The sequence below is a fragment of the Candidatus Contendobacter odensis Run_B_J11 genome (assembly GCF_000531125.1).
GTDB lineage: Bacteria > Pseudomonadota > Gammaproteobacteria > Competibacterales > Competibacteraceae > Contendibacter > Contendibacter odensensis.
Genome location: NZ_CBTK010000125.1, coordinates 1 through 4,090 on the forward strand (window position 1 = coordinate 1; position 4,090 = coordinate 4,090).

Annotated in this window: 4 protein-coding genes; 3 read left to right on the top strand and 1 reads right to left on the bottom strand. The window is 55.1% G+C overall.

All coding sequences use genetic code 11. The features are described 5' to 3' along the window. The first annotated feature begins 216 nt into the window (after window positions 1-216). From BN874_RS09680 to BN874_RS09685, 3 genes are all read left to right on the top strand, one after another. The gene (locus BN874_RS09680; RefSeq protein ID WP_034432585.1) at window positions 217-399 is read left to right on the top strand and encodes a hypothetical protein; all 183 of its coding nucleotides are present in this window, start codon (window positions 217-219) and stop codon (window positions 397-399) included. A 67-nt stretch (window positions 400-466) separates the two neighbouring features. Beyond that, entirely contained in the window at window positions 467-640 is a 174-nt protein-coding gene (locus BN874_RS24440; protein WP_195912157.1) for a hypothetical protein, read from the top strand. A 213-nt stretch (window positions 641-853) separates the two neighbouring features. Further along, window positions 854-2,818: an APC family permease gene (locus BN874_RS09685; protein WP_034432588.1), complete on the top strand. Its 1,965-nt coding sequence runs from the start codon at window positions 854-856 to the stop codon at window positions 2,816-2,818. A gap of 14 nt (window positions 2,819-2,832) precedes the next feature. On the opposite strand, the gene corA is transcribed toward BN874_RS09685, so the two are convergent. Continuing rightward, entirely contained in the window at window positions 2,833-3,861 is a 1,029-nt protein-coding gene (corA, locus tag BN874_RS09690) for a magnesium/cobalt transporter CorA (protein ID WP_051497667.1), read from the bottom strand. Between the last annotated feature and the right edge of the window lie 229 nt (window positions 3,862-4,090).

The window sequence follows — 4,090 nt, forward strand, 5'->3', positions numbered from 1 at the left end:
TCGCCTTGCCACCTACCTGTTTTCGATCAATGCCGTAGCAACGGGCTTCAAACTGTTATTTTCGTGGCCTGAAACCAGCCTCTGCCGGCACTTTTTCGTTCACGTGCTTCAAGTTTGAATCGGATAGGGGATGGTGCGCTATGCCAGATTTGACAAACAACAAAATGTAGACTATGTATAATTGACGTATACACGATGTAAACGGAGATTGAATGTATGGGCAAAGGGAAAAAACAGAAGTCCGACCAGGATAAGGAAATAAAGCTGGTCGTTCGGATCGAAGCGAAGCTACGCGATGCCTTCATCGAAGCCTGCCAGGACATGGACACCACGGCTTCGCGGGAAGTACGGCGTTTTATTCGTGACTTCCTGGCGAACTCAGGCAAAACCGAAGCCTGAGTTCTCGTAAATAACCGGCGAGGTTCAATCGAACCCTTCCCTGATTTCATAATTTGAAAGGTGAGCCATGATGATCCAGACCTCTTGCGACATTGCGCCCCAGGAACAAACCCGGGCTGCGCTCGAAGCGATGCGGGCATATTTTGCTGCAACGGCCCAGTCCCGTCCCCGGCAGGAGCGACAGCGGCTGGCTCACGAATGGCTGGCAGCAGTGCGCCGAATGCGCACCACTTCTCTGTGACGCAGGCCACTGCGAGAACGCGCAATAACCCTGCCCTACCAAGCCGCTCGATCCGCAGGGATGGATCAGCGGCTTGTCATTTAGTTTGGCTGCGGCAGACCAGGCCAGGCACTTGCCTGGATAACGAGTCAGCAGGTGGTGCATTTTTTCCCGGACGCCTCCCTAATGGATTGTGGGGTATAGTGAACGGGGTAAAAACGACGAGAAACCATCATGCCGTTCGTTGACAAACTCAGGGAAGCGGTCGTTGGCAAACCCCACGACCCGCTTAACTCCGAAACCCGCCAGCACCTTGCGCTGGTTGCCTTCCTCGCCTGGATCGGCTTGGGTGCCGATGGTCTGTCCTCTGCCTGCTACGGCCCTGAAGAAGCCTTCCTGGCGCTGGGTCAGCATGCCCACTTTGGCCTGTATCTGGCTGTCGCTACCTTCCTGACCGTATTTATCATCGCCTTGGCCTACAACCAGGTGATCGAGCTGTTTCCGAGCGGCGGCGGCGGTTACAAGGTCGCAACTCAGTTGTTGGGTTCCAACGCGGGGCTGGTGTCCGGATCGGCCTTGCTGGTGGATTACGTCCTCACTATCGCCATCTCTATTGCCGCTGGAGTGGACGGCCTGTTCAGCCTGCTGCCACCCGAAGCCCAACCCTACAAGCTCATGACCGAAATAGCGTTGGGTGTCATCTTGATCGTACTCAACCTGCGTGGAATGAAAGAATCGATCAAGGTGCTGCTACCGATCTTTCTTGGCTTCTTCCTGACCCATGTCTTCCTGATTCTTTACGGCATCATCGCCCATGCTGACGGACTGCCACGGCTGATCCCGGATACCCTCCATGAGACGCAACAACTGACCGAGCAGATGGGCTGGGCATTCGCGGTCTCGCTGTTCCTGCGCGCCTATTCACTGGGTGGCGGCACTTATACGGGGCTGGAAGCGGTCTCCAACAACGTCAATATGCTGAGCGAACCACGGGTGCGGACTGGTACCTACACCATGCTGTATATGGCGGGCTCGCTGAGCTTCACTGCCGGCGGCGTCATCTTGCTGTACCTGCTCTGGAATGCGCAGCCTGTCGCTCATCAGACCCTGAACGCGGTCACTTTCGGTGCCATTATCAATAGTTGGCAACTGGACCCGGTGATTAGTCACGGTTTGCTGGCGGTGGTGCTGCTGCTGGAAGCGGGACTGCTGTTCATCGCCGCCAATACCGGCTTTCTTGGTGGCCCGACGGTGCTGGCGAATATGGCGGTGGATTCCTGGGTGCCGCGCCAATTCCGCAATCTGTCCGGTCGGCTGGTCACTCAGAATGGCATCTTTCTGATGGGGCTGGGCGCCATCGGAATACTGCTATGGACTCAGGGCGATGTGTCGGTCCTGGTGGTGCTGTACAGTATCAACGTGTTCATCACCTTCTCGCTGTCGCTGCTCGGTCTGTGTAAGCACTGGTGGGAAAGCCGTTACGACGAGGACAACTGGAAATCGCGGCTGCTGCTGGCACTGCTCGGATTCTGCGTCACCGGCGGCATCCTGGTAGTGACCGTGGTGGAAAAATTTGCCGAGGGCGGTTGGCTGACCCTCCTGATCACCGGACTGATCATTGGATTGTGCGTGTTAATCAAGCGTCACTATGAACAGGTTCGTCAGCAATTACGCACCATTGACGCCCTCTACGCGCCGCGTCCGACCTGGGGCGAGGATTTGCCCGAACCGCTGCTAAACTTTGAACAACCGACCGTCATTTTTCTGGTCGGCAAAAATCGCGGCTTGGGTATGTATGCGCTCAAATGGCTGAACGAAGTATTTACCGGCCATTTCAAGAATTTCATCTTCGTCAGCGTCGGTGAAGTGGACGCCGAAAGCTACGGCGGCAGGGGCGCACTGCGCTCGTTGCAATACCAGATCGAGAATTCGCTGCGCTATTACGTCCATTACTGCCACAGCCAAGGCTTGGCGGCTACGTCCTACGCGGCGTATGGCACCGATGTAGAGGCGAAGCTGGAACAACTGGTCATCCAGGTCACCGCCGACTATCCCAACAGTGTATGTCTAGGCAGCAAGTTGATTTTCGACAACGAAAGCTGGCTGATTTCCTGGCTGCATAATCACACCGCCATCGCCATGCAGCGCCGTCTGCACCTGCGGGAAATCCAGATGATCGTCACGCCGATCAAGGTTTAGTCGCTGACCGCCGTTTACAGCCACCGTCGCTGTCGCATGTAACCAAACATCGCCAGTGGCGTCGCCACCATACCCAGCAGTGCCAACCCCAGCAGGGTCCAACCCAGCGGCGCTTGTGTTACATCCAGCGCCGCGCCAAAGAAGTTCATTCCAAAAAAACCGGTGATAAAGGTGAGTGGCATGAACAGCGTAGTAACGACGGTCAGCACCTTCATCACTTCGTTAGTACGATTGGCTATGACTGACAGGTAACTGTCCAGAGCGCCGGTCACCAGGTCGCGTACCGACTCGTTCAGATCTGCCAGCCGCACAAAATGGTCGTAGACATCACGGAAGTAAACACGGTTTTTTGAATCCACCATGCCGTAGGAATCGCGGGCTAGCTTGTTGACCACTTCGCGCTGGGGGCTAAGGATGCGGCGCAAGCGAAGGACAGCGCGCTTGACATGCAGAATACGAGTGACCTGTTCAGGTGCTGGCGCATCGAATATTGCGTCCTGAATCTGGTCCGTGACCTCCTCGATCTCGTCCAGGCAAGGCATGTAGTCGGTGGCGATTCGGTCGTATAGTTCATAGAGCAGGTAATCAGCGCCACGCTTCCAGTAACGATCATCCCGCTGCGCCTGTTTCCACACTAGCTCCAGCGCCGGGATTGGTTCAAAGTGATAGGTCACTAACAACTTGTGTCCTAAAAACACGTCCAGTTCACGGGTGTCAATTTGAGCAATATCCGATTTGAATACAACCGCATGCAGCACGATGTAAAGATAGTGCGCCCAGTCGTCCACTTTGGGCACATGGGTTTCGCTCAAGGCGTCGTCCACTGCCAGCGGGTCGAAGGCGAATACCTCGCGCAGTAGATGGTTGATAGCGGGATCGACGCTGGATTCGCCGTGGTTGCCGGGGGTCGGAGCATCGCCGAATAAATCCACCCAGAGCATGGCGCGGTGGTCGTGGTCGGCGGCGAGCAAAGCGGGCAACTCGGATACAGCCATATCGGCACGCGCTGGCTGGGCATGGGCTTTATGCAGTATACGGATCATGCAATCTCCTGAGTTTAATGAGAAGAAGACGCTTCAATTCGGTCACTAAAACACCAAAACTCCGGGAGAGAGGTTGTATAGTCTTCCCAATTGATATCCAGACATGCATTATGCAGTGGACTCTTGAAAAGCGGCATATCGAGTATCTGGGAGTTGAAAGAAGGATCGAACTTTTGCTATTTGTTGTTGCAATAGCTTTAGAGCAGAATGGATTCTTCGATTTAAGTCA

Excerpts from the sequence above, each read along its gene's own strand:
- BN874_RS09685 (WP_034432588.1), top strand. The coding sequence starts at position 854 with ATGCCGTTCGTTGACAAACTCAGGGAAGCGGTCGTTGGCAAACCCCAC.
- corA (WP_051497667.1), bottom strand. The coding sequence starts at position 3,861 with ATGATCCGTATACTGCATAAAGCCCATGCCCAGCCAGCGCGTGCCGAT.
- BN874_RS24440 (WP_195912157.1), top strand. The coding sequence starts at position 467 with ATGATGATCCAGACCTCTTGCGACATTGCGCCCCAGGAACAAACCCGG.
- BN874_RS09680 (WP_034432585.1), top strand. The coding sequence starts at position 217 with ATGGGCAAAGGGAAAAAACAGAAGTCCGACCAGGATAAGGAAATAAAG.